At 44.0% G+C, this 26,844-nt stretch carries 27 protein-coding genes, 4 tRNA genes and 1 pseudogene; 9 read left to right on the top strand and 23 right to left on the bottom strand.

All coding sequences use genetic code 11. The annotated features are described in order from the left end of the window. Positions 1-38 precede the first annotated feature (38 nt). From AC0C66_RS08595 to dnaB, 12 genes are all read right to left on the bottom strand, one after another. Positions 39-833, bottom strand: coding sequence for an MBL fold metallo-hydrolase (locus AC0C66_RS08595; RefSeq protein WP_014115842.1), 795 nt, complete (start codon positions 831-833; stop codon positions 39-41). Positions 834-854: 21 nt separating this feature from the next. Continuing rightward, positions 855-1,697, bottom strand: a complete 843-nt coding sequence (gene walI, locus AC0C66_RS08590; protein WP_014115843.1) for a WalRK two-component regulatory system regulator WalI — start codon at positions 1,695-1,697, stop codon at positions 855-857. Continuing rightward, positions 1,684-3,051 (bottom strand): WalRK two-component regulatory system regulator WalH, encoded by a 1,368-nt coding sequence (gene walH / locus AC0C66_RS08585; RefSeq protein WP_072181832.1) that lies wholly within the window; start codon positions 3,049-3,051, stop codon positions 1,684-1,686. Before walH ends, walI begins: the two co-directional genes overlap by 14 nt. Then, positions 3,041-4,876 (bottom strand): cell wall metabolism sensor histidine kinase WalK, encoded by a 1,836-nt coding sequence (gene walK, locus AC0C66_RS08580; protein WP_064815423.1) that lies wholly within the window; start codon positions 4,874-4,876, stop codon positions 3,041-3,043. The genes walH and walK overlap by 11 nt, the downstream gene beginning before the upstream one ends. A 7-nt stretch (positions 4,877-4,883) precedes the next feature. Next, on the bottom strand, positions 4,884-5,591 hold the full coding sequence (walR, locus tag AC0C66_RS08575) for a cell wall metabolism DNA-binding response regulator WalR (protein ID WP_003244363.1): 708 nt from the start codon (positions 5,589-5,591) through the stop codon (positions 4,884-4,886). A 383-nt stretch (positions 5,592-5,974) separates the two neighbouring features. Further along, positions 5,975-6,047 (bottom strand) — tRNA-Phe (locus AC0C66_RS08570). A 35-nt stretch (positions 6,048-6,082) separates the two neighbouring features. Further along, positions 6,083-6,159, bottom strand: a tRNA-Asp gene (locus AC0C66_RS08565). An 82-nt stretch (positions 6,160-6,241) separates the two neighbouring features. Then, positions 6,242-6,313 (bottom strand) — tRNA-Glu (locus AC0C66_RS08560). A gap of 9 nt (positions 6,314-6,322) precedes the next feature. Beyond that, positions 6,323-6,398: transfer RNA gene (locus AC0C66_RS08555), tRNA-Lys, on the bottom strand. Positions 6,399-6,620: 222 nt separating this feature from the next. Further along, positions 6,621-7,913, bottom strand: coding sequence for an adenylosuccinate synthase (gene purA, locus AC0C66_RS08550; protein ID WP_024713335.1), 1,293 nt, complete (start codon positions 7,911-7,913; stop codon positions 6,621-6,623). A 208-nt stretch (positions 7,914-8,121) separates the two neighbouring features. Then, complete coding sequence (locus tag AC0C66_RS08545; RefSeq protein WP_072182070.1) at positions 8,122-8,538, bottom strand: VOC family protein; 417 nt, start codon at positions 8,536-8,538, stop codon at positions 8,122-8,124. 116 nt (positions 8,539-8,654) lie between these two features. Beyond that, positions 8,655-10,019 (bottom strand): replicative DNA helicase, encoded by a 1,365-nt coding sequence (dnaB, locus tag AC0C66_RS08540; protein ID WP_014115849.1) that lies wholly within the window; start codon positions 10,017-10,019, stop codon positions 8,655-8,657. Positions 10,020-10,188: 169 nt separating this feature from the next. Here dnaB and AC0C66_RS08535 point away from each other — a divergent pair, with 169 nt between their 5' ends. Continuing rightward, the gene (locus tag AC0C66_RS08535) at positions 10,189-10,389 is read left to right on the top strand and encodes a DUF2188 domain-containing protein (RefSeq protein ID WP_041521111.1); all 201 of its coding nucleotides are present in this window, start codon (positions 10,189-10,191) and stop codon (positions 10,387-10,389) included. A gap of 45 nt (positions 10,390-10,434) precedes the next feature. Here the strand turns inward: AC0C66_RS08535 and AC0C66_RS08530 are convergent, their stop codons facing one another. After that, positions 10,435-10,638, bottom strand: a complete 204-nt coding sequence (locus AC0C66_RS08530; RefSeq protein WP_014115851.1) for a hypothetical protein — start codon at positions 10,636-10,638, stop codon at positions 10,435-10,437. A gap of 120 nt (positions 10,639-10,758) precedes the next feature. Here AC0C66_RS08530 and AC0C66_RS08525 point away from each other — a divergent pair, with 120 nt between their 5' ends. The 3 genes from AC0C66_RS08525 (at position 10,759) to AC0C66_RS08515 (ending at position 14,414) form a co-directional block, all read left to right on the top strand. Next, a complete protein-coding gene (locus AC0C66_RS08525) occupies positions 10,759-10,899 on the top strand; it encodes a YycC family protein (protein WP_003242786.1) in 141 nt (46 codons plus the stop codon). 72 nt (positions 10,900-10,971) lie between these two features. After that, entirely contained in the window at positions 10,972-12,180 is a 1,209-nt protein-coding gene (locus tag AC0C66_RS08520) for a CynX/NimT family MFS transporter (protein ID WP_072182071.1), read from the top strand. Positions 12,181-12,296: 116 nt separating this feature from the next. Further along, positions 12,297-14,414: an ArnT family glycosyltransferase gene (locus tag AC0C66_RS08515; RefSeq protein WP_472973539.1), complete on the top strand. Its 2,118-nt coding sequence runs from the start codon at positions 12,297-12,299 to the stop codon at positions 14,412-14,414. 36 nt (positions 14,415-14,450) lie between these two features. On the opposite strand, the gene rplI is transcribed toward AC0C66_RS08515, so the two are convergent. The 4 genes from rplI to AC0C66_RS08495 form a co-directional block, all read right to left on the bottom strand. Beyond that, complete coding sequence (gene rplI / locus AC0C66_RS08510) at positions 14,451-14,900, bottom strand: 50S ribosomal protein L9 (RefSeq protein ID WP_003219165.1); 450 nt, start codon at positions 14,898-14,900, stop codon at positions 14,451-14,453. After that, positions 14,897-16,876: a cyclic-di-AMP phosphodiesterase GdpP gene (gene gdpP, locus AC0C66_RS08505; protein WP_072182073.1), complete on the bottom strand. Its 1,980-nt coding sequence runs from the start codon at positions 16,874-16,876 to the stop codon at positions 14,897-14,899. Before gdpP ends, rplI begins: the two co-directional genes overlap by 4 nt. 37 nt (positions 16,877-16,913) lie before the next feature. Then, positions 16,914-17,843, bottom strand: a complete 930-nt coding sequence (locus tag AC0C66_RS08500; RefSeq protein WP_072182074.1) for a YybS family protein — start codon at positions 17,841-17,843, stop codon at positions 16,914-16,916. Positions 17,844-18,070: 227 nt separating this feature from the next. Then, the gene (locus tag AC0C66_RS08495) at positions 18,071-18,220 is read right to left on the bottom strand and encodes a hypothetical protein (protein WP_014115856.1); all 150 of its coding nucleotides are present in this window, start codon (positions 18,218-18,220) and stop codon (positions 18,071-18,073) included. 145 nt (positions 18,221-18,365) lie between these two features. Here AC0C66_RS08495 and cotF point away from each other — a divergent pair, with 145 nt between their 5' ends. Further along, positions 18,366-18,848: a spore coat protein CotF gene (gene cotF, locus AC0C66_RS08490; protein WP_014115857.1), complete on the top strand. Its 483-nt coding sequence runs from the start codon at positions 18,366-18,368 to the stop codon at positions 18,846-18,848. 29 nt (positions 18,849-18,877) lie between these two features. Here cotF and hypR read toward each other — a convergent pair whose 3' ends face one another. Beyond that, the gene (gene hypR, locus AC0C66_RS08485; protein WP_014115858.1) at positions 18,878-19,255 is read right to left on the bottom strand and encodes a transcriptional regulator HypR; all 378 of its coding nucleotides are present in this window, start codon (positions 19,253-19,255) and stop codon (positions 18,878-18,880) included. 206 nt (positions 19,256-19,461) lie between these two features. On the opposite strand from hypR, the gene AC0C66_RS08480 reads away from it, so the two are divergent. Then, the gene (locus tag AC0C66_RS08480) at positions 19,462-20,391 is read left to right on the top strand and encodes a manganese-dependent inorganic pyrophosphatase (RefSeq protein WP_472973538.1); all 930 of its coding nucleotides are present in this window, start codon (positions 19,462-19,464) and stop codon (positions 20,389-20,391) included. A 234-nt stretch (positions 20,392-20,625) separates the two neighbouring features. On the opposite strand, the gene AC0C66_RS08475 is transcribed toward AC0C66_RS08480, so the two are convergent. Beyond that, positions 20,626-21,072, bottom strand: coding sequence for a DUF6376 family protein (locus AC0C66_RS08475; protein WP_072565587.1), 447 nt, complete (start codon positions 21,070-21,072; stop codon positions 20,626-20,628). A gap of 435 nt (positions 21,073-21,507) precedes the next feature. Between AC0C66_RS08475 and AC0C66_RS08470 the strand changes: the two genes are divergently transcribed. Then, complete coding sequence (locus tag AC0C66_RS08470) at positions 21,508-22,818, top strand: MFS transporter (RefSeq protein WP_079287678.1); 1,311 nt, start codon at positions 21,508-21,510, stop codon at positions 22,816-22,818. Between the two features lie 228 nt (positions 22,819-23,046). Then, positions 23,047-23,784, top strand: a complete 738-nt coding sequence (locus AC0C66_RS08465; RefSeq protein WP_472973596.1) for a MerR family transcriptional regulator — start codon at positions 23,047-23,049, stop codon at positions 23,782-23,784. 21 nt (positions 23,785-23,805) lie between these two features. Here the strand turns inward: AC0C66_RS08465 and AC0C66_RS08460 are convergent, their stop codons facing one another. The 3 genes and pseudogenes from AC0C66_RS08460 to AC0C66_RS08450 all read right to left on the bottom strand — a co-directional run bounded on the left by AC0C66_RS08460 (position 23,806) and on the right by AC0C66_RS08450 (position 25,691). Further along, positions 23,806-24,615 carry a hypothetical protein gene (locus AC0C66_RS08460; protein ID WP_472973537.1) on the bottom strand — a complete coding sequence of 270 codons (810 nt, stop codon included), beginning with the start codon at positions 24,613-24,615 and terminating at the stop codon, positions 23,806-23,808. 64 nt (positions 24,616-24,679) lie between these two features. Then, positions 24,680-24,952 (bottom strand): annotated as a pseudogene (locus AC0C66_RS08455) (YybH family protein); the annotation flags it as partial. A 76-nt stretch (positions 24,953-25,028) separates the two neighbouring features. Next, complete coding sequence (locus AC0C66_RS08450; protein WP_472973536.1) at positions 25,029-25,691, bottom strand: MBL fold metallo-hydrolase; 663 nt, start codon at positions 25,689-25,691, stop codon at positions 25,029-25,031. A 104-nt stretch (positions 25,692-25,795) separates the two neighbouring features. Here AC0C66_RS08450 and AC0C66_RS08445 point away from each other — a divergent pair, with 104 nt between their 5' ends. After that, positions 25,796-26,149 carry a winged helix-turn-helix transcriptional regulator gene (locus AC0C66_RS08445; protein WP_409509364.1) on the top strand — a complete coding sequence of 118 codons (354 nt, stop codon included), beginning with the start codon at positions 25,796-25,798 and terminating at the stop codon, positions 26,147-26,149. Positions 26,150-26,311: 162 nt separating this feature from the next. On the opposite strand, the gene AC0C66_RS08440 is transcribed toward AC0C66_RS08445, so the two are convergent. Beyond that, positions 26,312-26,764: a MarR family transcriptional regulator gene (locus AC0C66_RS08440; RefSeq protein WP_003236585.1), complete on the bottom strand. Its 453-nt coding sequence runs from the start codon at positions 26,762-26,764 to the stop codon at positions 26,312-26,314. Between the last annotated feature and the right edge of the window lie 80 nt (positions 26,765-26,844).

The raw sequence follows: 26,844 nt of genomic DNA, 5'->3' as shown, positions 1-26,844 counted from the left end.
TAGAAGCTCCTATAATAGTCATGATTTACATAGAAAAATTATACAGCGCAAAGCGGAGTGGCCTTCTTCGGATCGGTGTCATACAAATCAAATGTCTCACCCGTCACAAATCCTTTAGTAGCCAATGTCTGCTGCACAGACATTCTCGCCAGCTCCTTCATGTTGTTGTCCTGGCTCAAATGCGCCAGGTATATACGAGACGTCTCGTCGCCAATGACATCAGTCATCGCCAAGGCAGCATCTTCATTGGAAACGTGCCCGACGTCACTTAAAATCCGCCGCTTAATGCTCCATGGGTATCTTCCCATTTGCAGCATCCCAACATCATGATTGCTTTCAAACACAAACACATTCGCTGAGCGGATGATGCCTTTCATCCGGTCGCTGACATATCCCGTATCTGTCATTAATGCGAGCTTTCGGCCGTTATAATGGAATACATAAAACATCGGTTCCGCTGCGTCGTGGGAGACGCCAAACGATTCGACATCAAGTCCGCCGAACGACTTCACCGTCTCCATCGGAAACACAAACTTTTGATCGGTGTCTATTTTGCCGATCTGATTCTCCATCGCTTTCCATGTCTTCTCATTCGCATAGATCGGAAGCTTGTACTTTCTGGCGACCACGCCGAGGCCCTTAATATGGTCACTATGCTCATGCGTCACAAAAATGCCGTCTACATCATCCAGCTTACGCCCGATTTGCGCCATTAGCCCGTCCATGGCTTTCCCGCTCAAACCGGCGTCCACCAAAAATGCGTGATCCTCTGTTTCAAGATAAAACGCATTTCCCGTACTCCCGCTCGCAAGTACGCTAAATTGCAAGCTCATGTCTGTCTCACTCCATTATTTTCATTGATCTGTATCTAAAATCGTACTCTCCAAAGCATTCACAGTAAAATACTCTTGTACTGTCTTTTTCTCGCCGTTCACTTTTTTATCGTACTCGACCGTAATTCTCCATACCGGCGCCAGCACCTGCGTACTTGTCAGCGGATATTGTGCAACGTAGCCGAATTTACAGCTCTTCACAGTGCTGTATTCTTTTAATTGATTTTGATAGTACAATAGCTCAACCGCATCCATTTCAGTAATTAAGCTTTCTTTCTGAATTTGCTTGAACGTCTCGAGCGTTGTCTGATCGTATGACACAACCTCGTTTTTAGCGTTTAAGTGCAGCACCACTTGTCCGATCATATTAGAAGAATTATCGGTCTTCTGGTATATATAATCGCCTTCATACGTTTGGAAGAAAATAATTTCTTTCTTCGATTTGTCAACCTTCCAAAGCTTATATTTTTCACCATCTTGGATTTTCGAAGAAACAAGTGCCTGGGCATCGTCCTCGATATTCTTCTTTGATAGGGCGATCGGATTCGTAAACTTCATTTTCAGGCTCGTTACTTTATGATCATCACTAGGCATGTCCATCAAAGGCTTTTGATCCTTGAGTGCCTCAATTTCCTCCTTGGTAAAGGCCTTTTGATTTGCTGTGATCCGGTAGCCTTCTATTGCATCCTTATTCAGGCCTTCATACGTGATATGGTCGGCTTTCATGTCATGCTCGACATCATTTTTAATGACTTCATATTCTTTGCTGGTAGCCTGCCATTTTTGAAAAAACTGATAGCCTAAGAATATATCTAAAATGAGGAAGGCAACGATGAAGATTGATTTTGTCTTATTCCACTCCACTGTTTGCCCCCTCCTTCGTCAATAAGTCCTTTGTAATAGGCACCATTTTTCCGTTTATTTTCATCGCCCAAACTGGTTCAAGCTCAACTAGAGGGTCATCATTGGTTGATGTTGATACCAATTGATAAGCAAGGAAGATCTGATCAATTTTGTCCATATCATATTTGGTTTGTTTAGAAAGCAGCATCTTCACTTCGCTGCCGCTCATCAGCTCTGTCTCGCTTGTTTTGATCGGATTCGTTCCGAGACTGTAATTCGGCCGCTTATAACTAAGAATATCATCGTTCGCCCATTGCACCGTAATCGCCGATGTCGCTCCGAACGGTTTGGCGGTGCTGTTAATGACCGGCATCTGATCCATAAAGATATAGAAGCTCAGCTGCTGGCTGTCATTGATATTGAAAAATTGATAGTTATCCGTCCAGCTTCCCGTATCCTCTAGGTATTTTTGGCTCTTTTTGATTAACTCACCTGTTTGATAAGATGTGCTCTGGACTAAATTGCGCTGCTGGAATTGCACCTGGCGCTGGCTTAGATTTACATCTAAACGGCTGATCCCATCTGTCAGCACATTTCTGTTGTTGTAATTCGAATCTTCCCTTACAATGCTCGGATCGCTGAACAAAGCCTGCTTAAAGGTGTTTGTTTTAATTGATTCTGTGACAAACTCTTTTTTGTCCATCGTAAGCGGTTTGTTCGGCAGCAGGAACTCTTTCTTTGAGCCGATTGAGAACAAACTGTACGCCGGCATGTTTGATTGCCTGTATTTCAAGTCGTTCATAATGTTCCGGTAGTTTGCTGATTCAACGGTCACTTCCAGAATGAGCTGTTTGCTGTAAGACACCAAATAAATTTTCTTGTTCGCTTTTGTTTCATTGAACGGAATCAGAATATGATCAAACGAACTGTATTCAAACGATTGATTGGACCATTTAAACAGCGTTTGGAAAATATCAATCGGAATCGTGTCATTGAATTGCAAATCAAGCTTCGCTTCATAACCGCCTATTCCATAAAACCAGCTCTTGAATCCAACCTTGTCATACTGATCAGAAATATCTTTAATTCCTTTTACATCCCAATGCGGCAAGTCAGACCAGACTTCTTCATAGAGGGTTTCATCACCCACTTTGTAATGAGCGCCGTCATCATGGATAAACATGTCCCTCGGCCTTACCGTTTCAGACAACTTCTGGGTATTTTTTTCGATTTTATGTTTCTCACGCACAGTAGACTCTGTTGATGATGAGCCTTCAGAAAAGTTTGGCTGGAACGTCCATATCCCCCACGTAAACACAAGACTGATGATGACGAGTACCGTAAGTAATATCGTTTTTATATTTTCACGCTTCATCCCAATCATCCTCTTGTTCCTCTTTATATGGAAGAGTAAATGTAATCGTCGTGCCTTTTCCTTCTATGCTGTCCGCCCAAATATCTCCGCCGTGCGCCTGAACCATTTCCCTGGCAATCGCCAATCCCAGACCGGTGCCGCCGAGCTTTCTCGTTCTCGCTTTATCAACCCTGTAGAAGCGGTCAAAGACTTTTTCGACATCCTTTTTCGGAATTCCAATCCCTTCATCCTTGACGCTGATATAGAGGAGTTCTTCCTCTTCATTGACATCAATTGAGAATGTGACATGTCCGCCTTCCGGTGAGTATTTTAAAGCGTTGGAAATAATATTATCGAGTACCTGCGTAATTTTATCCTGGTCAATCTCGACGTACAGATTTCTGTCCGGCAGATTTCTGATAAATTCCACATGCTGCTCTTTTGTCATTTCAAAACGGTCAATAATAAGCGACATAAACCGGACAATCTGAATCCATTCCCGATTAAATTGATAATCCTTGCTGTCAAATTTCGAAAGCTGAAGCAGATCATTGACAAGCCGGATCATACGCTCTGTTTCATTTTGCGTCACCATTAAGAAACGCGGGGCAATATCTTTATTTTCCCACGCACCTTCAGCTAACGCCTCTAAATAACTGCGCATTGTCGTGAGCGGCGTCCGCAGCTCGTGTGATACATTCGCAACGAATTCTCTGCGTTCCTGATCCATTTTCTCTTGCTCGGTTACATCGTAAATGACAGCGATTAAACCATCGATTTTGCCATGTTCCCTTTGGATCACAGAGAAATTCACGCGAAGCACCGTTAGTTGATCATCGCGCTCAATCTCAAGCAGCATAGAATCCTGCTGCTCCACTAAATCTTCAAATGTATAATTCTCTTGAATCCCCAGCAAGCTCGTAATCGGCATTTCTAAGGCTGTTTCACGTGAAACGTTCAACAACTCCAGCGCCGGGCTGTTTAAGAGAATAATCGCTCCGTTTCGGTTTGTGGCGATAACGCCGTCTGTCATATAGGCAATAACGGAGGCAAGCTTTCTGCGCTCTCCTTCTGTCATCGCCTGGGCATCTTCAAGCTCTCTTGTTAAGTGATTAAACGTAGTGGCGAGCTGCCCAATTTCATCATGCCCGTACTTTTTAACCTTCCTCGAGAAATTCCCTTTCGCAAGCTCCATCGCCTGCTTTCTCATATCCGAAAGCGGATGGGTAATGGTTCTTGCCAGAAAAATACCGAGAAGGGCCGTCAAAACAAGTGCCAAACCTGTGCCGGATGCCAGTATCGTGTTGATCGTCTTCATTTGGTTAAAGACATCTTCCATACTCGCGACAACATAGATCGCGCCGACAACCTCTTGGTTTTCAGTCATGACGGGCTTCGCGGAAATGAGAACTCTGATTTTGCTTTTCGGGTCATAATACTTTCTTAAATACGATTGTTTAGTAGAAAAAATTCTTTTAAAGATCAGATCGGTCGTTTGTTTCCCTGCCACTTCCTCACCATACGGCTTTGAAGAACCGACCACTTCATAGCTCTTATCTACAAAACTAATTTCCCGAACCTCATCACTTTTCGTGAAGTCATTCAAAATACGGCTGACGTCATCCTTGATAACAGTGCTGTCGTTATCGCTTTTATATTCTTGTTCGATATAGTAAGAAAGGTTGTCGATTCGCTGATTCAACGATTGTTCATACGAGTTGATCAGCGACTTCTCTACCTGATTGACAAAATATACACCAATGATTTGCATTGCAATGATAATCAAAAGCACATAAATCAAGGTAATCTTAAATTGGATCGACCGAAAAAAACCAACCTTATTCATAGGGGCATTAGTCCTGTTCTGGGTTTCTCAAGTAATAACCTACGCCGCGGCGTGTGACAATCCAATTTGGATGGCTCGGGTTGTCCTCGATTTTTTCACGAAGCCGGCGGACTGTTACGTCAACCGTTCTGACATCGCCGAAGTAATCGTAGCCCCAAACAGTTTGAAGCAAATGTTCACGGGTCATCACTTGTCCGATATGTTTTGCTAAATAATGAAGCAATTCGAACTCACGATGAGTCAACTCAATTGTTTCATCTCTTTTTGATACGACGTACGCGTCAGGGAAGATGACGAGAGAGCCGATATGAATCTCGTTAGAGGACGGCTCTTCCTCCGCTGGCGCTGTTGTCAGCTGGCGGCGCAGGTTCGCTTTTACACGTGCCAGGAGCTCGCGTGTGCTGAAAGGTTTTGTGACATAGTCATCAGCACCGATTTCAAGCCCGATGACCTTGTCAATTTCTGAATCCTTAGCCGTCAGCATAATGATCGGCATATCGTATTTCTTTCTGACTTCACGGCACACTTCAACACCGTCTTTATTAGGAAGCATGATATCTAAAAGAATTAAATCAGGCTGAAGCTCTTCTACCATTTCAACGGCTTCGTTTCCGTCGTGGGCACAGTGCACTTCATAGCCTTCTTTTCTTAAGTTAAATTCCAATATATCTGCAATCGGTTTTTCATCATCTACTACAAGGATCTTTTTATCCATCATTTTGATTTTCCTCCTGCCGAATAACTTCATTTCATCTATATAACATTCGTTTCATCATTTATGGCCCATGTAAACAATGGGTCCTTGTCTATTATAACGGTTTAAGGTCAAAAGATAAAAAAAATAAAGGTTTGGAAAAAAACACATATTTCACCTTTATCCGCCCATTGTTTATCTTTTGTCATGCTGGTCAACTTTTTTTAAAATAGTTAACTTTACTGAAACCTCCCCTCACCGGAGTGCGTCTTTATCAATGACGTCTTCTTCTTTGAACCGGCCGCAGGGCCGGTTCTCCCTTTTTCTTCTATTATAACACTCTTCATGTTTGCCTTTTTCCTAAAAGAAAAAACGCACCTACGATTGCAGATGCGTTTGGTAAGTGGCTCGGGACGGAATCGAACCGCCGACACACGGATTTTCAGTCCGTTGCTCTACCAACTGAGCTACCGAGCCAAATGTTTTATTTTTCTCTACTAAGTAAAGTAAAATGGCGGTCCGGACGGGACTCGAACCCGCGACCTCCTGCGTGACAGGCAGGCATTCTAACCAACTGAACTACCGGACCTTACAGTAATTTGCCGCGAGAGCTGTCGTGTCAGCCCTCGCAGACAAATAAGGAATTTAGCAATAACGCTAAAGTAAATCAATGACCCGTACGGGATTCGAACCCGTGTTACCGCCGTGAAAGGGCGGTGTCTTAACCGCTTGACCAACGGGCCTTCACGAAATGGTGAGCCATGAAGGACTCGAACCTTCGACCCTCTGATTAAAAGTCAGATGCTCTACCAACTGAGCTAATGGCTCTTAAGATGTCGGAATTTCCATAGAGCAAACGACTTGGAACAAGTTCTATCTTGTACTCTATTGAAGCAGTTTCCGTAACAACGAGATTTATAATATCACGAACAAATAGAAGTGGCAATAACTTTTTTGGTTTTTTTTCATATTTTTTTCTCAGACCAACTTATATGCGGCTTTCAAACAAAAAATAAGCCCCTGAATTAGGGGCTTATAAGCAAATTCTATTTAGTTCGCACGGTACACGCTGCGAAGGACATTTGTCTGTGAACGGTCTGGACCGACAGAGAAAATAGAAAGCGGAATGCCTGTCAGCTGAGACACGCGCTCAAGATAGTGACGCGCGTTTTCCGGAAGCTCGCTCAAGCTTTTCGCGCCTGTGATATCCTCAGTCCATCCTGGCATTTCTTCATATACCGGCTCACATTCCGCAAGTGCTTTAAGACTTGCTGGGAATTCTTCAATGATCTCGCCTTTGTAGCGGTACGCCACACAGATTTTCAGCGTTTCAATTCCTGTTAAAACGTCGATTGAGTTCAGAGAAAGATCCGTAATTCCGCTCACACGGCGGGCGTGGCGGACAACAACGCTGTCAAACCAGCCAACACGGCGCGGACGGCCTGTTGTTGTTCCATACTCGCGGCCGACTTCACGGATTTGATCGCCGATTTCATCTTTCAGCTCAGTCGGGAAAGGACCGTCGCCGACACGAGTCGTATATGCTTTTGATACACCGACAACGTGCTGAATTTTGGTCGGGCCGACACCGGAACCGATCGTGACACCGCCGGCAACCGGGTTAGATGATGTAACAAACGGGTATGTTCCTTGATCGATATCAAGCATAACCCCTTGCGCGCCTTCAAACAATACACGGCGCCCTTCATCAAGAGCATCATTTAAGACAACAGATGTATCGCAAACATATTTTTTAATCTGCTGGCCGTACTCATAATATTCGTCTAAGATATCCTCAATTTTAAACCCTTCTGTCTCGTACATTTTCTCAAGCAGACGGTTTTTTTCTTCAAGATTGCGCTCAAGCTTTTCTGCAAACGCGTCACGGTCTAACAGATCCGCAATGCGAATTCCGATGCGGGCTGCTTTATCCATATAAGCAGGGCCGATTCCTTTTTTCGTTGTGCCGATCTTGTTAGCCCCTTTTCGCTCTTCTTCCACTTCATCCAATTTCAAATGATACGGCAGAATGACGTGAGCTCTGTTGCTGATTCTCAGGTTGTCTGTACTGACGTTGCGCTCATGAAGATACGCAAGCTCTGTGACTAATGCTTTTGGATCTACAACCATTCCGTTTCCGATCACACACGTTTTATCCTTATAGAAAATTCCAGACGGGATCAAGTGAAGCTTGTATGTGACTCCGTCAAACTTGATTGTATGCCCTGCGTTATTTCCGCCTTGATAACGGGCGATCACTTCTGCATTTTCTGATAGGAAATCTGTAATTTTACCTTTTCCTTCATCGCCCCATTGCGTACCTACTACAACTACTGAAGACATGTCCGTGCACCTCCGTTAACCTTTCAAAACGATTCTATTCAAACAAATCAAGTTTATCAGTGAAGAAACAGAAAGTCAATTGTAAATCCGAACATTAAATTAATGTAAATCTATATTCGTTCGCTTCCATTCATTTTATAAGCGTTTTCTCATCGCTTCGCTATAAAAAGCTTGTGAAACTTTTGTCCTTTAGCACGAAAAAGAGTTGCTAGCCGGATATCCCTTTTGTATTCATAAAAACGACTCGCCAGCCGTCCGGATCCTCTATCGTCACGCCTCCATGGCTCCAGTACGGGTTCTCAGATTCAACCTCTTGATAGCCCATGCGTTTTAGCTTTGAAGTGATCGCTGTCAGTTCATCTGCATTCGGCACATAAAAAACGAGGAGACTGTCGGGATGGGGAACGGGAGCAGTACTTTCCCCCTCATACTGGGTGAATTCCAAATGATAATCGGCATGAGGGAGACCGAACATGACACCGTCATACCCGTTATGCTGCGAAAATTCTCCAATTCGTTTCAAGCCCAGTCCCTCTTCGTAAAAACGAATGATCTTATTGAGCTGGCCTGTAGGCCGCGCAATCCGGATTTGCGCTGCGTTAAATAATGAAAAAGGGTTTCCCATGTTACCATCTCCTTTTTGCACCATTTTATTAAAACGCTTTCAAATTTACTTCCGCCGAGCGAACGGTATTTTTTCCATCTTTCGAATGAAAAAACCCCAAGATCAGCTCTTGGGGTTTATGCGCCGGGCGGAACACCTGCGTCATCAAAACGCCGTTCCAGGTTGACGAATTTATTGTATTCTTTTACGAACGCAAGAGACACTGTTCCTACCGGGCCGTTACGCTGTTTGGCAATAATGATTTCGATAATATTTTTATTCTCGGTTTCTTTGTCATAGTAGTCATCACGATACAGGAACGCGACAATATCCGCGTCCTGCTCGATACTTCCTGATTCCCGGATATCAGACATCATCGGACGCTTATCCTGACGCTGCTCAACACCCCGGGAAAGCTGAGAAAGCGCGATAACAGGGACTTGCAGCTCCCTGGCGATCGCCTTCAGTTCACGGGAAATTTCTGATACTTCCTGCTGACGGTTATCCTTTGAGCGTCCGCTTCCCTGAATCAATTGCAGGTAGTCGATCAAAATCATGCCGAGACCGCTTTCCTGCTTCAAGCGGCGGCACTTGGCTCGGATTTCACTCACGCGGATACCCGGTGTATCATCGATGTAAATCCCGCTGTTTGACAGGCTTCCCATCGCCATCGTCAGCTTGCCCCAATCCTCTTCCGTCAGGTTACCGGTACGAAGATTTTGGGCATTGATGTTTCCTTCGGCACAGAGCATACGCATAACGAGCTGCTCTGCACCCATCTCAAGACTGAAAATCGCTACGCTTTCGTCGGTCTTGGTCGCCACGTTTTGTGCGATATTCAGGGCAAAGGCCGTTTTCCCCACTGACGGACGGGCAGCCACAATGATCAAGTCGTTGCGCTGGAACCCGGCAGTCATCCGATCAAGCTCTGTAAACCCTGTCGGAATTCCCGTAATATCGCCTTTTCGATTGTGAAGCTGTTCGATATTGTCATAGGTTTGGACAAGGACGTCCTTAATATTTTGGAAGGCACTCGTGTTTTTGCGCTGCGCCACTTCCATAATCGTTTTTTCAGCTTCACTGAGTAAATCCTCGACCTCATCCTCACGGGTATACCCGTCTTGAGCGATGGTTGTCGCTGTTCTGATTAATCGGCGAAGAATTGATTTTTCCTCTACGATTTTCGCGTAATATTCTATGTTAGCCGCTGTCGGCACCGAGTTTGCGATATCTGTCAGATACGAAATGCCACCCACTTCTTCCAGCAGGTCTGTATTCGCAAGCTCTGACGTTACCGTCACTAGATCAACCGGTTCACCTCGGTCACCGAGCACTAGCATCGCATTATAGATTTTTTGGTGGGACATTCTATAGAAATCATCTGGAATCAATACTTCTGAAGCCAGTGTTAAAGCAGACGGCTGCAAAAAAATAGCGCCTAACACGGCTTGTTCGGCTTCTATATTTTGCGGAGGAAGCCGATCATTCAGAACGTCTGTCATGCTAAGCACCGTCCTCTCATTAAAAAATCTCCAAACTCCATTCTACCATTTCTGCAGAAAAAAAATAGAAAAATTGTCTATTTCCTGTTTTTTTCAGCTAGCCGATTGGATCGTTTCGGACAGTAACTAGGCGGGAAAAATGCAATAAAACTTGAGGGAGGAATGAATGATGATGAAAAAATATGCAGTTACACCTAATGTTGATGCGGACGGCTGGTTTATTAAGGTGGAGAATGTGGCGCCGACAGCTTTGTATACATCTAAAGACGCCGCAATTGAAAAAGCCAAACAGGTGGCAGAAGAAAACAGTCCAGCAAAGCTTGTGATTTATGACCAGTTTAAAAATGTGGAAGAAGAATACTCATTTTAACGAATGAAACCCTTCGCTGCAGCGGGGGGTTTTTGGCGGATCGGCTTATTTCATCCATTGGAAGCTTGTGTGCATCATCAGATCCGCCGCTTTTTGATACAGATCCCACTCCTCGAACGAAGCAAATTTCCCCATCAGCTCCTGAAGTTTCAGCCTCACAGCTATATACTCCTCAAAGGTGACAGCTTTCTCAGTTTCTTTCTGATGCTCAGTCAGCATTTGTTTTAATAATGACAGCGGTGCGTGCATAAGAACCCTCCTTTCCTCTTTTATAACGGGCATTTACGGATTGCTCCATTCCTTTGTGACATCTTCTTACATTTCACATCTGATTCTTGTACAATGGACAGAAGAGAGGAGGGATCTTTTGTGAGACCTTTGCAAATTTCTGCTGAAACTGCCCAAAAGCTTGCAGAGTCCTTGAATCTGCCGCTTGAACAGATCATGCATATGCCTCAGCATATTCTGCTTGCCAAAATGGCTGAATTGCAAAAAGAGGACAAATCATAGCCTTCATTCACATACTTGCTTACCTGTTTCGGGATAATATGATGTATATGTTAGAAAAAAGGAGTAACTGCTTTGCCACATCCACAAAATAAAAAAATCCAATCGTTTTGGCTGATCGCCGGCATTATCTTTATCGCGTTTAACTTACGGCCCGCGATTACTTCAGTCGGTCCGGTCATCAGCTCTATCCGGGCAGAGCTGCACATGTCCAATGGGGCAGCCGGTTTTTTGACAGCACTGCCGCTGCTTTCGTTTGCAGTTCTTTCTCCGCTTGCGCCTAAGCTCGGACAGCGCCTCGGAAATGAGCGAACCTTATGGCTTGGTCTCCTGATACTGTTTATCGGCGTTTTGATTCGTTCTGCCGGCTACACTGCCGCTTTGTTTTTCGGAACGGCACTCATCGGAGTTGGAATTGCGATCGGAAACGTTCTATTGCCAAGCTTAATCAAACACAAATACCCTGAAAAGTCAGGAATCATGATCAGCCTGTATACGACATCAATGAATATATTCGCTGCTTTGGCATCGGGGATCAGCGTACCCCTGGCGGCACAAATGGGAGGCGGCTGGAAGCAAGCCTTTCTCTTATGGGGCGGGCTGGCGTTACTTGCATTGCTGATCTGGATACCTCAGCTGCGCCACCGGGATACAGCAAACAAGGCGGTGAAGCTTCAAAACAGTTCCATTTGGGCTTCCAAAATGGCATGGTTTGTCACCATCTTTATGGGACTGCAATCATTTTTATTTTACAGCAGCATCGCTTGGTTTCCTGAAATTCTCCGTTCACACGGGATTGATACATCAACAGCCGGATGGATGGTGTCACTCATGCAATTTGCGAGTCTGCCTTCCACTTTTCTGACACCGGTTTTAGCTGACCGTGTGAAACAGCAGCGCGTTATCGTTGCGGCGCTGGCCGCAGTCTATCTGATCGGCCTATGCGGATTATTAGCGGGCGGCAGCCATACAATGCTTGCCATCTGGATGGTGATTATCGGTATCGGACAAGGCTCCAGCATTAGTTTGGCACTCACTCTTATCGGTCTCCGCAGTGAAAATGCACAGCAGGCCGCTGCGCTGTCAGGCATGTCTCAGTCATTCGGCTATCTGCTTGCAGCCGTCGGTCCAATCTTTGTCGGCTATCTCTTTGACCAGACACATTCATGGACAACACCGATTGTGCTTCTTATTGCTGCCCTGATCGTAATGGGAGCAGCCGGACTGGGAGCCGGACGAGATCGATACATTCTTCAGTCAGCGAAGCAAAGAAACTCAGCATAAAAAGCGGGGAAGATATCTCCGCTTTTTTCTTTGAAATTCTTCGAATATTTATGGTTTATTCATAAGTTTTTCATATTTGTTTTTTACAATTAAACACCATAAAGAGGTGAAAAACGATGAAAACCAAACGATTCGACGTAGTCCTTATTCTCATTTTGCTTACAGCGGCTTTTCTGAATGCGTATAACATTTGGCAGGATGACACAGCGAACCAATACTATTTGGCGGCTGTGAAAAGCATGACGCAAAGCCTCCACAATTTCTTTTATGCGTCATTTGACCCTTCTGGATTTGTGACAGTAGATAAGCCGCCTGTTGTGTTATGGGTTCAAACGATTTTCGCACTGATTTTCGGCGTTCACACATGGAGTGTAATCATTCCCCAGGCTCTCGCTGGAGTTGGATCTGTATTCCTTCTCTACAGAATGATCAAACCGACTTTTGGAATTGGAGCGGCCCGCATTGCCGCACTTGTCATGACACTGACGCCTATCGCAGTAGCCGTCAGCCGGACAAACAATATTGATAGCATGCTTGACTTTACCTTATTGCTCGGTTCAGCTTGCCTGCTTCGGGCCGTGAAACAAGGCAAGCTGGTTTGGCTCCTGACGGCATTTGCCCTGATAGGACTCGCCTTTAATATGAAGATGATGCAAGCGTTTATGGTATTGCCTGCATTTGTGTTATTCTACCTGATTGCATCTCAGGTTTCTCTGAAGAAAAAAATCGGGTCTCTGATTCTGTCTCTTGTCCTACTGACAGGCCTTTCCCTCTCATGGGCGGTTGTGGTGGATTCGACCTCATCCTCCAGCCAGCCTTATGTAGGAAGCAGCCAGACCAACTCAGTGTTAGAACTGGCCTTCGGCTACAACGGCACAGAGCGGCTGCTTGGACAAACCACCGGCCTTGCAAGGAGTGATATGAATGCCGCTAGCGGCCGTAACATGCAGAATCATAGCACCATGCAACCGCCAAACAGCAACGGATCATCTTCTGACGGAAACAGCAAGTCTGACGGAAGTGCCGCCAATCAAAACGGCAATCAATCATTCGGTAACAATTCACAGGGGCCTCAGCCGCCTAGCGGACAAAACGGCGCTTTAAATGGAGGCGGAGGCACACCTCCAACAGGCAACGGAACTGGAAACGGCGGGCTTGGCGGCGGAAATGGAGGACCTGGCGGTAGCGGCGGAAAAAGCATGAATATGAATATGTTCGGCACCGGCGATGCAGGACCGCTTCGTCTCTTCCAATCGGCACTTTCCGGCCAAATCAGCTGGATGCTTCCATTCGCATTGATCGGATTGCTGGGCGGAATCATCAGCTGGTACCGTGATCGCCGCGGTCAGGCTGATGAAATGAAAGAAACGCTATTCTGGGCGGCATGGCTCGTCCCTGTGGCTGGTTTCTTCAGCGTTGCAGGATTCTTCCACCAGTATTATTTAATTATGCTGGCACCTCCGATTGCCGCACTTTCCGGTATCGGATGGTACACAATGTACCGTTTATACAAAAACAATAAAGACTGGGCCAGCTATCTTCTGCCGGCAGCCGTTCTAATCACAGCCGCGTTCCAGGTTTATATTCTGAGCGCTTATACAAGCCAAATCGGCAGTGTATGGCTGTACGTACTGGGACTCTTAGGATTCGTCATCACCCTTGCGCTTCTGATGCTTAAACGCAGCCATCCATTCAGCAAGCAGCTGACGATCATCAGCTTATGTGTTCTGCTGCTCACACCAGTCTACTGGTCAGCAACGCCGCTTCTATACGGAGGCAACAGCGTCCTTCCTGAATCCGGCCCGCAGCTTAATAGCTCAGCAAACGGCGGAAACATGTTCTCTTCAGAGGTCGACACCGGACTCCTGTCCTATCTGAGAAAGCATAATACCGGCGAAGAGTATCTATTTGCTACTTTGACAACCGTAACGGCTGCGCCATACATCATTAATGAAAATGAATCTGTTATGGCAATGGGCGGATTTAACGGCACAGATCCAATTCTGACTGTGTCCGAACTGAAAAAACTGGTCAAAGAAGGCAAAGTAAAATACTTCCTTCTGTCAGGAAATAACTCAGGCAACAGCGAACTTGTTTCCTGGATTAAGAAAAACGGAAAAGAAATAACATCTGACGAATATAGCAGTTCTTCCAGCAGCACAAACAGCAGCCTGCAAAGCATGAGAGGAGGACCTGGCGGAGAAAGCCAGCAAACTCTTTATCTCGTGGAATAAAAAAAGAGGCTTGGATTGCTCCAAGCCTCTTTTCTATTAAACTTCTTCTTTCACATGTACCTTTAACACAGCCTGCACCTCAGGATGCAGCTTCACAGGCACGTTTGTATATCCTAATGCACGAATGCCGTCCGGCAGTTCAAGCTTCCGCTTATCTACTTTAATCTTATGGTCTTTTTGGAGCTGTTCAGTAATTTGCTTGCTTGTCACAGAACCAAATAAACGGCCGCCTTCCCCTGATTTCGCGCTGAGCTCAACTGTCAGTTTTTCTAATGTTTCTTTTAAGCTCTTTGCTTGCTCAAGCTCGGCAATAGCTTCTTTTTTCTCTTTTTGTTTTTGTCCGTTCAGCGCGCTGATGTTTGACGCGTTCGCTTCAACCGCGAGGCCTTTTTTAATTAGAAAGTTATGCGCATAACCGTCTGCTACGTTTTTGACTTCGCCTTTTTTTCCTTTTCCTTTTACATCTTGTAAGAAAATAACCTTCATCTCTGTACGCCTCCCTCAAAATACTCATCTATGGCGTGCTTCAGCCGTTCCAGCGCTTCAGAAACTGAAATGCCGGACAACTGAGTCGCCGCATTTGTTAAATGCCCTCCGCCTTCCAGCGCCTCCATGATGATCTGAACATTGACCTCGCCAAGTGACCGCGCACTGATACAAACGGTTTGTTCATCCCGTCTCGCCACCGCAAATGAAGCCTCAACTTCACTCATCGAAAGCAGCGAATCGGCCGCCTGCGCAATGAGCACTTGATCGAAGTATTCCTCCTCATTTTCAGGAAGAGAAGCAATCGCAATGTTCTCTTTATAGAGGGCTGTATGCTGGATCAGCTTCGCCCGTTTAATATAGGAATCAACGGTTTCTTTCAGGAACTTCTGCACAAGCACCGTGTCGGCGCCTTTTGCCCTTAAATAAGAAGCCGCATCAAAAGTCCGCGAGCCCGTGCGGAGAGAAAAGCTCTTTGTATCCACTATTATACCAGCTAATAGGGCTGTTGCTTCAATCATATTGATTTTTAAGCGCTTCGGCTGATATTCAAGCAGCTCTGTCACCAATTCCGCTGTCGAAGAAGCGTACGGCTCCATATAAACGAGCAGCGGGTCTCTGATAAACTCCTCACCCCTGCGGTGATGGTCGATGACCACGATATGTTCAATTTTATTGACCAGCCGTTCCTCCATAACAAGTGACGGTTTATGTGTATCAACGATCACAAGCAGCGTGTCATCATTGGAGATTTCCATCGCTTCTTCAGGCGTAATAAACCTTGACCACAGCTCTTCATATTTTTTGATTTCCTCAATCAAACGCTGCACACTTGATCCGATTTGATTTGGATCAATGACAATAAAACCATCTTTGTTATTTGCCTGAGCCACCTTTAAAATCCCGATCGCTGCGCCGATAGAATCCATGTCAGGGAATTTATGCCCCATGATAATCACATTGCTGCTTTCAGAGACGATTTCCTTTAAGGCATGAGAAATGACGCGGGCCCGCACCCTTGTTCGTTTCTCCATCGGGTTTGTTTTACCTCCGTAAAACTTCACCTTGCCGTTCGGCAGCTTAATGGCTACTTGGTCTCCGCCGCGCCCCAACGCTAAGTCCAAGCTGGATTGCGCCAAATCGCCAAGTTCTTTCAGCGAGGAGACTGAAGCCCCGACACCAACGCTTAACGTCAGTGCTACACCGTCAAATGAGGTTTTTTCCCGCACCTCATCTAGAATCGAAAACTTCGAATTTTCGAGTTCAGTTAAGATGTGTTCATTAAGTACAGCAATAAAGCGTTCTGAAGACGTCCTTTTCAGGAAGATCCCGTACTCCTGCGCCCAGGCGTTCAGCAAAGATGTTACCTGGCTGTTCATCGTGCTTCTCGTCTGGTCATCCAATCCTTGGGTCACATCATCATAGTTATCAAGGAAAATATACGCCAGCACGGTTCTTTCGTTTTCGTATAGCTTTTCAATCTGGATTTGTTCCGTTACATCAAAGAAATACAGCAGGCGCTCTTCCCGTTTGATGACAACCTTAAACTTACGGTCATTCAATGTAACCGTTTCCGATTCCACCTCTTGTTTGATGAGCGGCACAACCGACTCACAAGTATCGTAAAGGGACCTCCCCACTAATGTGCTTTCATTAAAGCAAGAAGAAAGAAACGGATTTGCCCATTCTATATAATATTGGTCATTAAAAAGCATGATGCCGATCGGCATTTCCATCAATGCCTCTTCACCGACTTTTTTCAACCTGTAGGATAACGTAGAAATATAAGCATCAATCTCTTTTCGAATAAGAGAATCAGCACGTTTAATGAAAAACAAAATAACTGCGAGCAGCAGTACTTCGACGGTTCCTAATATCCAGTTAAAATAAAAGCTGATGAGGATTGTAATGATTGACAGAGCAATCAATGCATAGATGGGATACCGAAACAGCGGTTTTTCATAAAAGCTTGGCATTTCTATCACTCCCCACCATGTGAGTAAAACTTCATGTTCACTTCACCTTATTCCTTATATTAAAGCCCATATCTATAACGCCTAAAATGCGAATGGCTGCCATAAAGATCGGATGTATAAACCCAAGAATCACTGCAATTACAGCCGCAGCCTTCGGATATTGTTTCTTATGGCAATAGAAAAAGATAAATGATAAACCTTGGATAAAAATCAGAAACCCGAGTATAAACTCCCCATTTAAAGCGATAGAGTACAGCATTTGGCCTTTTTCTAAAGGCAAAAATGAAAGTATGACGATCATTAAATACAGCACTACAACACTTTGCGGAAACTTCAACTCTCTAAAAGGCTTTAGATTAGGAATATCGGGGGAGAATCGCCTTAAGAGCGGCTTAGCGATAAGGTAACTGAGGAAAGAAAAAATAGCTCCTACCATCACAATAGCTGTTGGAAAAAGATATTGAACGATACCCAATTGTTCTTCCATCAGTTTCAATTGCTTCTCAAGCTGTTCAGCATTGCCCGACTGCTTCACTACAGTTTCTACAATATCAAGAGATTGCCGGTATTGTGTCATCGCTTCATCAATGATATTGATACCCAAAAACTGAATGCTTATCACAAAATAGAAGACAATACAAAGCATATAAATAAGAGCGCCCGAAATAATGGCGTGCCCGGGTTCTTTCTTTTTGAAATAGTGCCCCATGGCAATGCCGGCGCAACCTGACATAAAAGCTACAATAAGCCCGGTAAAGGACCCAACAATAAAAACAACCGGAAGACTGACAATGCCCATCCATATCCCTAACTTCAATCCATGTCTAATCGTATACAGGATCATGGGCAGCGGCAGTGCAAATAACAGAATTGTTCCAATCACAGGAACATAAACGACCAAAAGCGTGATGATCGCAAACAGACTGATTAAAATAGCACCTTCCATTAATGCTCTCGTTTGTTTCACTTAGTCACCTCGTATCATCCTGAACATACGAATAGAAAAGAGCAGCATAAACGACTGCTCTTTTTTCATCGCTGCAACATGCTTTGCACCGAATGTTTTTTTATATCATCTCTAAATTTTACTTTTATATTTTAACATAAGTCCAAATCGCAAGTAAAATGACGCCAATGTTTCATGTGAAACATTGCAAATGAAAAGACATTCTTTGAAAAGAATGCCCATCACGGTTAATGTTTATCATCCATAAAGCCAGAAGATTCCTTGTTTTTCTTTTTCGTTTTTCTGACATACATAAAAATTAAGATCACCAGTAAAAGGGTTGTTGCTTGCAGAACGCCGCTGCTAAACAAGAAAAAGTTCTTTATCATCTCCCACATCGTGTTTCACCTCTTTTTGCATGTTCTCAACCCGTATCCTATATAAGGTGAATTTCCCTTTTTAAAAACTTCAAAACATCATGAACAACATTGAGCGTTGGGCATATGCTGATATGGAATCTGATTGATAAAGGAGAATTGTTACATGGATGAACGCAGAACATTGGCTTGGCATGAAACATTAGAAATGCACGAGCTGGTTGCTTTTCAATCAAATGGACTCATTAGGCTGAAGAAAATGATAAGAGAAGTAAAAGACCCTCAGCTCAGACAGCTTTATAGTGTGTCCATTCAGGCTGTTGAGCAAAATCTAAGAGAGCTTCTTCCATTCTTCCCGCAGGCGCCGCACAGAGAGGATGAGGAAGAAGAACGCGCGGATAACCCATTTTACAGCGGTGATCTTCTCGGGTTTGCCAAAACGTCTGTCCGCAGCTATGCCATCGCGATTACAGAAACAGCAACACCTCAATTAAGAAATGTACTGGTCAAACAGCTGAATGCTGCCATCCAGTTGCATGCACAAGTTTATCGATACATGTATCAGCATGGATACTATCCGTCTTACAACCTTTCTGAACTGTTGAAAAATGACGTCAGAAACGCCAACAGAGCCCTTTCAATGAAATAAAACAAGCAGCAAAGGAGTTCCCTTTGCTGCTATTTCTGCTGATCCTTCAGCAAGCCGTTCGACCGATAAGATTCCAGCACATCTCTGTTGGATTCTCCCCATTCTTTCATTTGCAAAACAATCGGTTCAAGCGTTCGACCAAATTCCGTCAGAGAGTATTCAACCTTGGGCGGCACCTGATGGTAAACCTCACGATGCACGATGCCGTCCGCTTCCAGCTCCCGAAGCTGAAGGGTGAGCATTCTTTGGGTGATACTCGGGCAAATTCGACGAAACTCATTAAACCGTTTCTTGCCATCTATCATGTGATAAAGAAGAATTCCTTTCCACTTTCCGCCAATCACATCTAGTGTAAATTCAACTGGACAGCCTTCTTTGTTCGGGTATATATTCTTTTTTTCACTCATTCTTGACCCTCCAATAGTACCTTTTTTGATACTACATCACATTTCGCAACTAAGCTACCCAGTATTTTACACACCTTTTCCTCTCAGCTCAAAGAAAATGCTTCTTATTCACATCAATTTTTACGGGTTTGTATGATTACACCTGCAGCAAGACGTGTTAAACTATATAAAGATTACACTACTTAAAAAATAGATAAGGAGCTATCATGGAAAAAATACTTATTTTCGGACACCAAAACCCAGACACAGATACGATTTGTTCTGCGATTGCTTATGCTGATTTGAAAAACAAACTCGGCTTTAATGCTGAGCCAGTCCGTCTTGGACAAGTCAACGGCGAAACACAATACGCGCTTGACTATTTCAAACAAGAAAGCCCGCGTCTTGTTGAAACAGCCGCAAACGAAGTAAACGGCGTTATCTTGGTTGACCATAACGAACGCCAGCAAAGCATCAAGGACATTGAAGATGTTCAGGTTCTAGAAGTGATCGACCACCACCGCATCGCTAACTTTGAAACAGCTGAGCCGCTTTACTATCGTGCTGAGCCTGTAGGCTGTACGGCTACAATCTTAAACAAAATGTACAAAGAAAATAACGTGAAAATCGAGAAAGAAATTGCCGGCCTGATGCTGTCTGCGATCATTTCTGACTCACTGTTATTCAAATCTCCAACTTGCACAGACCAAGACGTAGCGGCAGCAAAAGAGCTTGCGGAAATCGCCGGCGTAGATGCTGAAGAATACGGCTTGAACATGCTGAAAGCTGGCGCTGACTTAAGCAAAAAAACAGTGGAAGAGCTGATTTCTCTTGATGCGAAAGAATTTACACTCGGCAGCAAAAAAGTCGAAATCGCACAAGTGAACACAGTAGACATTGAAGATGTGAAAAAACGCCAAGCTGAATTAGAAGCTGTGATTTCTAACGTTGTAGCTGAGAAGAACCTTGACCTGTTCCTTCTTGTCATCACAGACATCTTAGAAAATGATTCACTTGCCCTTGCGATCGGTAACGAAGCAGCGAAAGTGGAAAAAGCGTTCAACGTTACATTAGAAAACAACACGGCCCTCTTAAAAGGCGTTGTTTCCCGTAAAAAACAAGTCGTTCCTGTCTTAACTGACGCAATGACTGAATAATAAAAAAGCATCCCGTCGCCGGGATGCTTCATATTACTGACAACATCCTAAAACGGTTTATAGTTTTAGGATGTTGTCATCTTTTCAGCGTGATTGAAAACCCTTGAAGTCTAGGAAGGACGAGCATCGGAGCACAGCGAATGTTGGAATTCGTGAGCACTGAAGCGCAGGCCTGACAACGAATGCGAGGGTTTGTCGACACGCTGAAGCATCCCGTCATCGGGATGCTTTTTCTTATTCGCCCAGCTTTTCAATCTGGCCCATCACGTCAGTAATTTGCTTTGCGTTCTGGACAAGGTCTGACTGCTCCCATTCTTCAAGCGATACCTTGCCTTCTTCCACTTGTTTCAACACATCGTCAGCACTTTTCTGCAAGGTTTCGTTATGCTCCTGAACGGTTTGATGAATCTCCGCCGCAGCATCAGGCGGTGTTAATTCATTAAAATCAGCGGCAGCCTGCTGAATCGACTCAAGCTGTGCTTCAAGTTTTTCTTTCGCCTCAGTGTCATTTACAGCTTGCTCAGCCAATTCAGGCGCATCCTCTGCAAATGTCTTCACCTTCTCCACATAGCCGGCGGCTTCACTTGTATAATTCAATCCGTCATTCACCTGATCAAGCATGCCGCATCCGCCTGCACTCAAAAGCCCCACTCCGCCAAGAACAGTCAAAATGATTTTCATCGTCAGCCTCCTCATCGCTTCTTCTTCATTTTTTCTTGTAAGATCGGGATCAATTTCTCTTTTGCTAACGGCAGCCCTTTCCTCACCAATTCTCGCTTCAGCCACTTTTTCAGCTTAGACATCCTGACGCTCCTCTCCCTTTTTGATAAAAATGAAAAAACTCCACCGATTTGGTGAAGTTCCGAAACAAAAAGACCTTCACCAAATCAGATTTGGCAAAGGTCTCGCTAACAATTAGATTGCCAGCAAAACCGAGGGCATCTTGCCCCGTAATGACGACTTTACTGTGAAAGCTACTCCCCTTTGGAGTGTTCATTTTTATTACTTTCATTCTAAAGCACCGGGCTTTTCCAGTCAAATTCCTGCTGTCCGTTTACACAAAAGTCCACTGTGGTATTTAAAATTTGAATGGTATTTCCATCAGGAGATCATGCTATGACAGAGGAGGTTTTCATCATGAGTCAAGAGCGCGTGAAACGGCCTGGACATACCAGATGGTACATATCTTCGTTACTCAGCGGCATTATTATTCTTAATTATTTTGACCGAGTGGCCATCTCTGTAGCGGCCCCTGCGATACAAGATTCGTTTCACCTTACAGCAACCGAACTCGGCATCGTGTTTTCCATTTACACCTATTCCTATACACTGATGCAGCTGCCTGTCGGAAGTTTGCTGGACCGGTTTGGCGTGGCGTGGGTCACGAGGATTGGAATGACGATATGGAGCTTATTAACGATCCTTCTTGCTTTTTTGCAAGGAAAATTGCTGCTGTATTTGTTCCGGTTTCTCATTGGGCTGACGAGCGCCTCTGCGTTCCCTGCCGCCTCCAAGGCAACCGCACTATGGTTTCCTCCAAGTGAGCGGGGATTGGCAAACTCACTGTTCGACTCGGCCGCCAAATTTTCAAACGTAATCGGCGCGCCATTGGTCGCCTTTCTTGTCACAACTTTTGACTGGCGTGTCGCTTTTTTGACGATTGGATGCATCAATGTGCTGTTTACGATCTTTTTCTGGCAGTATTATGAGCAGCCTGAACGGCACAAACGCATTTCCAAAAGTGAGCTAAACTATATTCAAAGACACAATTCAATTACAACAGAGCAAATCCCTTACAAAACGGGTCCGCTTTTAAAAAAGCTTTTCTCCAACCGGAAAGTATGGGGCTTAATGATCGGATTTACAGGGTACGGCTATACATTCAACCTGCTGCTCACCTGGCTTCCGACTTTCTTTAAACATACATACGGAATGGATCTCATGTCGTCCGGTTTATTTACAGCCGTGCCATGGCTGATCTCAACCATTTCCGGAATTGTAGTCGGGGGATGGCTCGTCGATTACTTTATTAAGAAAGGTTATCCTAACACCAAGGTATACCGAACCGTAATCATTGTGGGAATGAGCTTCGGCTTTTTCTTTTTAGGCTCCATTCTGACGAACAATATCACCATCGCGATTATCTGTATTTCAATCGGCCTTGCCGGTATTTCTGCAACCGCTCCAGTCGGCTGGTCCATCTCCGCAGAGCTGGCGCCGATCGGTTCCGTATCCATGCTAAGCTCCATGGTGAACCTGGCAAACAACCTGTTCGGAGGCATTATTGCCGCTTCACTGACGGGGTATTTGTTTGATATGACAGGCTCCTTTACGCTCAGCTTTCTGGTAGCTGGTTTTGTGCTGTTGCTGGGATTGGTTTTTTATGTGTTTGTGTTAGGGGATGTAAAACGAATTAAGCTGGAATAAAGAGTGCTTGCTGAAAGCACTCTTTTTTGAGCCTAAATAAGAAGCGGCCAGCTTTTGAACGGCTTCTCAGGATTATTTCAATCTAGGGCCTGCCACTTGTTTAGTGACTCAAATAACATCTCTCATATTCACCGATATTCTATTCTCTCCGGACGTCAATACCACCATTTTATCCTTGACTCCAACCAAAGGTAAGGCCTTATAGTGAAAGAAGAAAGGAGGAATTGGATTGTGAAATTAACAGTAAAAGAACTATCCCACATTGCGAACGTGACAATCAAAACGCTTTATCATTACCACAAAATCGGCCTGCTGGCTCCAAAAGAAATAAGTGAAGCCGGATATCGGTACTATGGTGCTGACGAACTAAAAAGACTGCAGGAAATCCTTTTTTACAAAGAATTAGATATTCCTTTATCAGATATAAAAACATTATTAGATAAGGATGCTGAAAGAACTAGTACATTAGAAAAACAAAAAAAGCTGTTTGAAAAGAAAATTGAAAAGTATCAGCGCCTCATTCAAACAGCCAACACGTCTTTAGAATACACGAGAAAAGGTGAGAATATGGATCATAAGGTCATGTTTAAAGGATTTGAAAGCGCGGAAGAGTGGAAACAATCTTTAGCAGAACAAAATGGCTATTTAAAAGATCATTACAATTTTGATTTAGATACTCATGTGATCAATGTAGATGAAATGAACAAAATGGCGATAGAAGCAAAACATTTTCTTGATGGAATGGCTGATTTTTTAAGGAGCGGCGTGACGTATCATGACCCTGGCGTGCAAGAGCATGTCATAAATCATCTTAAGTTCCTAAATCAGAACGGGCATCCGACAAGTAAAGAAGATTACGTAAAACAAACGCGATTTTTTATGCAAGATGATTTCCATAGAGGAATGCTAGAGGAGCAGCAAACAGGTTTATCTTATTATTTGACCGTCGTTACAGAACACCTGTAACGTGAGTCTTTGTCACTCTATCTAGGGAGACAGCCTTCGTGATGACGAGACAGCACCGCCAACAATTGATACATTCTGCCGGTCAACGGCAAAATTCCGCCCGTTCCATTTCAATACGGTTTGAAAATATCCCAGCGAGTCAGCGTTATACCTCCCGGCGATCCGCTGATACGCCAGCAGTTCATATACGCCGTCTCTGTCAAAATCAACCGGATACAGGCCAGACAAAGGATTGACCCAGCCTTCTATCGGCATTTTCAATACCCCCTGCTGGGTATAAATCTCATCCAAATATTCCCTGCCCTTGTAAGTAAGATCGAGGATATACGTTTCATTCTGATGATGACTGATGACACTTGCTTTATATTGATTTTGATAGCTCACACTGTACTTAAATTCATCATTAAACACATCCGAGTTAAAAATCTGTCGGAACTGCCGATTTAGATAGGCAAAAATATACGCATATATAGTGCCGCCGCTTCCCCCAGTGTCTATTACCACTGCCACATCATCAATCTTGTCGCCTGTCATATCCCCCAGAAAAAGTGACGGATTGTATCCCAGATTGTTTTGGAGCTGGATTCGCTGTTCCTGATGGGTTCTGCCGTCACGGATTACCAATGTGATATTTCTCCATAAAGGGCTGCCAGTCATTTGGCTGCCAGTGAGAAAGACTTCGTCAATTACGCCGTCTCCCGTTACATCCCCGCGGGCTGATGCAATGATTGCACGAGAGGAGACAGGCTGCCGAAAAACGTATGGATGTGGAACAAGTCCTCTGCCTTCATAAAACCAATAAGGAGCCATTCTGATGTCATACAGATTCATTGGCGTCACCTTCCCTATTCAGCTGAATGAATTATTATATGCAGGAATGGCACATCGAAGGACGCTAAACACCAATTAAATCCGTACCATATGAATTATCGATTGCACAAAGCCACTCGCCTTGCGCATTCTTCTTAAATACATAGGTCGCTCTTCTTTCCATCGCATACTCGGAATTCTTTTTATCCGAATCAAGCAGTGTCTGAGAAAGGACGAGTACAGTGTCACCTGCTTCCAACATGATCATTTCCCCTTGTGTCGGGACAATATGATGATTGAAATAGTTCGCGATCTTGATAAATGCTTTCTTGATTTCTTCTTTGCCTCGCGCGATCATGCTGAGATATCTGAGTATCTTTAAATTTCTCTCAAAACATATCAATATTTGTTTGGTATGTTTTTTCTTACTTCAATTAATCCCTATACCTTAACACATAGTTTTTATACAATTCTTTGTTATAAAGAATTTCTTCGCCATGTGAAGAGCAAATGAGCGCTGGTTTGATTTGATTTATGATTGCACCGCTATCGATGTTCTCATTCATATTAATGCTGAATTTTCTGATAGGGGGATTTAAATCCTCTTTGCTTGTGATAAAAAGGTCTCCTGTTAATAGGGTACGATCGATTTCATGATGATACACGACATGCCCCGGGGAATGTCCGGGTGTTAAATAGTATTGCAAAGGCAAGTGAGCCAGCGTTTGCGCCGTCAGCGGCTGGACAATATGAGCCACCCCTGTGTTCTCCACTTCATCTTTGTTCGGATAAGGCGCTTCCCCATTGATATACACTAGCTCTTTTTCATGGGCATAAATCGGAATATCAAATCTCTCTAAACATTTTGATGCACCTCCGATATGATCACTGTGGCCATGGGTAAGCAAGATGGCTTTTGGATTGCCGATCGCTAACGCTGCCCTAATTTGAGCATCAGCAAAACGTTCTATTCCCGTATCAATGATATAAACATCATCACCATCTTTGATAAACCAAATATGAACCGGAATACGAAGAGGCACATCAAGCTCAAATTCACATTGAAAGACATGTTCTGATAGTTGTCTCAAGTTCATGCAAACCACTCCCTTTGGAAATTTTTGATATCATTACTGTAATACATCTGAGTTAGATATGTAATGGCGCACATTTTTGTAACTTACATTGTGAGGTGACAAAGATGGGAAACCGGTTAAATGGATTTGGCGCTTGCAGTGCAGAAGTAGAAAAGGCTTGTCCCGTGGAAATGACGCTGCATATTATCGGCGGGAAATGGAAAGGAATCATCATCGATATCCTGTCTCACAAATCAGCCCGGTTTAATGAGCTGAAACGGACCATACCAGGCATTACACAAAGAATGCTGACACTGCAGCTGAGAGAACTGGAAGCAGATGGTGTTGTGAAGAGAAATATAGAGAACACTGTCCCCAAGAAGGTGGAGTATTCTTTGACAGAACTAGGTGAAAAGCTTTCTCCTATTATTGCATCCATGAGGCTGTGGGGGAATGAGTATATGAGTAAAAATGAGTGAAAATGACTTTAAAGATCTTACAGAAAACAGAAGGGTTTCCTTTTAAGTGAACGGAACATTTTCAAGGCAGATTATCTTGAAAATGTTCCCACAATTCAGCAGACTGGTATTCTTGAGAATCAGAAGCAGGGTTCTCGCCAGCTTGGCTCGACTTGTTGTCCATTAATAATCCCTTTTGTTCCCCTTCTTCACATATTCCCAATCACGTTCTATATTTTTCCTGACTCTGTGAACGAGTTTAAAAATGGTTTCCTTTTCCTCAGGCGTAAAACCAGATAAGGCCACTTCCATGGAATGTTCTCCTTCTCTTCTTAACAATGGATACACCTTTTTTCCTTTCTCAGTCGGGAACAGTTTTTTTATTTTTTTATTTTGCTCATCCGGCTGTTTTTGAATAAATCCCTGCATTTCTAATTTCTTAATGGCCCGCGCAGCCGTTGTTCGGTCCACTTTTATCATTTCCGCCAATTTTTCTTGAATAATTCCCGGATTTTCGTATATACGTACGAGATAGAGATACTGCCCTCTTGTTAAGTCCAAATCTTTAAATTCAATATTGCTTATGGAATCCAACGCTCTTGCTATCATGCCGATCTCACGCAAAATGTCATTCATTCCTAAAACCCCTCACGTATTTTTGTTGCAATTACAACAAAATTGTTTTAACCTTACTATTATAAGACCACATGCATGCT

This window comes from Bacillus sp. VA13 (assembly GCF_055710085.1).
This window is presented reverse-complemented; position numbering and strand designations above follow the sequence as displayed.

Coding starts and splice junctions, on each gene's coding strand:
- purA (WP_024713335.1), bottom strand. CDS start 7,913: ATGTCTTCAGTAGTTGTAGTAGGTACGCAATGGGGCGATGAAGGAAAA.
- AC0C66_RS08545 (WP_072182070.1), bottom strand. CDS start 8,538: ATGGGAAACCCTTTTTCATTATTTAACGCAGCGCAAATCCGGATTGCG.
- AC0C66_RS08450 (WP_472973536.1), bottom strand. CDS start 25,691: ATGAACTTGAGACAACTATCAGAACATGTCTTTCAATGTGAATTTGAG.
- AC0C66_RS08535 (WP_041521111.1), top strand. CDS start 10,189: ATGATGAAAAAATATGCAGTTACACCTAATGTTGATGCGGACGGCTGG.
- walR (WP_003244363.1), bottom strand. CDS start 5,591: ATGGATAAAAAGATCCTTGTAGTAGATGATGAAAAACCGATTGCAGAT.
- AC0C66_RS08470 (WP_079287678.1), top strand. CDS start 21,508: ATGACAGAGGAGGTTTTCATCATGAGTCAAGAGCGCGTGAAACGGCCT.
- AC0C66_RS08440 (WP_003236585.1), bottom strand. CDS start 26,764: ATGAATGACATTTTGCGTGAGATCGGCATGATAGCAAGAGCGTTGGAT.
- walK (WP_064815423.1), bottom strand. CDS start 4,876: ATGAATAAGGTTGGTTTTTTTCGGTCGATCCAATTTAAGATTACCTTG.
- gdpP (WP_072182073.1), bottom strand. CDS start 16,876: ATGCCAAGCTTTTATGAAAAACCGCTGTTTCGGTATCCCATCTATGCA.
- walH (WP_072181832.1), bottom strand. CDS start 3,051: ATGAAGCGTGAAAATATAAAAACGATATTACTTACGGTACTCGTCATC.
- dnaB (WP_014115849.1), bottom strand. CDS start 10,019: ATGACAGACGTTCTGAATGATCGGCTTCCTCCGCAAAATATAGAAGCC.
- AC0C66_RS08515 (WP_472973539.1), top strand. CDS start 12,297: ATGAAAACCAAACGATTCGACGTAGTCCTTATTCTCATTTTGCTTACA.
- AC0C66_RS08595 (WP_014115842.1), bottom strand. CDS start 833: ATGAGCTTGCAATTTAGCGTACTTGCGAGCGGGAGTACGGGAAATGCG.
- AC0C66_RS08460 (WP_472973537.1), bottom strand. CDS start 24,615: ATGAATCTGTATGACATCAGAATGGCTCCTTATTGGTTTTATGAAGGC.
- AC0C66_RS08445 (WP_409509364.1), top strand. CDS start 25,796: ATGGGAAACCGGTTAAATGGATTTGGCGCTTGCAGTGCAGAAGTAGAA.
- cotF (WP_014115857.1), top strand. CDS start 18,366: ATGGATGAACGCAGAACATTGGCTTGGCATGAAACATTAGAAATGCAC.
- AC0C66_RS08530 (WP_014115851.1), bottom strand. CDS start 10,638: ATGCACGCACCGCTGTCATTATTAAAACAAATGCTGACTGAGCATCAG.
- AC0C66_RS08480 (WP_472973538.1), top strand. CDS start 19,462: ATGGAAAAAATACTTATTTTCGGACACCAAAACCCAGACACAGATACG.
- AC0C66_RS08475 (WP_072565587.1), bottom strand. CDS start 21,072: ATGAAAATCATTTTGACTGTTCTTGGCGGAGTGGGGCTTTTGAGTGCA.
- hypR (WP_014115858.1), bottom strand. CDS start 19,255: ATGAGTGAAAAAAAGAATATATACCCGAACAAAGAAGGCTGTCCAGTT.
- rplI (WP_003219165.1), bottom strand. CDS start 14,900: ATGAAGGTTATTTTCTTACAAGATGTAAAAGGAAAAGGAAAAAAAGGC.
- AC0C66_RS08495 (WP_014115856.1), bottom strand. CDS start 18,220: ATGTGGGAGATGATAAAGAACTTTTTCTTGTTTAGCAGCGGCGTTCTG.